General features: G+C 56.4%; 1 protein-coding gene. It reads right to left on the minus strand.

Going from position 1 to position 330, the window contains the following annotated elements; all coding sequences use genetic code 11:
• Positions 1–330, minus strand: a 330-nt coding sequence (locus HUS62_RS22740; RefSeq protein WP_258536852.1) for an Ig-like domain-containing protein, incomplete at both ends; no start/stop codon positions are given.

The following is a 330-nucleotide window of genomic DNA, read 5'->3' on the forward strand; positions in this document are numbered from 1 at the left end:
CGCTGGCGCATCGATGGTCATCGTTGGTGCCGTCACATCGATGGTGCCTGTTTCTGTATCGCTACCTTCGTTACCCGCCGCATCACTCACCGTGGCTACCACGGTGTAATCACCCTCAGCTAACGCGGTACTTGGCTCAACAGACCAACTGCCATCCGCTTGCACCGTCGCTGTCGCACTTTGTACATTACCGGCGCTGTCAGTGATAGTGAGCAGCACTAAGCTCCCCACTGTCGCCCCGCTGGTTTGCCCACTGATGAGCGGTGTCACATCATTGCTATCGGCCAAGGTATCAAGAGTGATGGTCGGTGCGGTGATGTCTATTTCACC

Origin of the sequence: Pseudoalteromonas sp. 0303, assembly GCF_013349995.1 — a bacterium.
Taxonomy (GTDB): domain Bacteria; phylum Pseudomonadota; class Gammaproteobacteria; order Enterobacterales; family Alteromonadaceae; genus Pseudoalteromonas.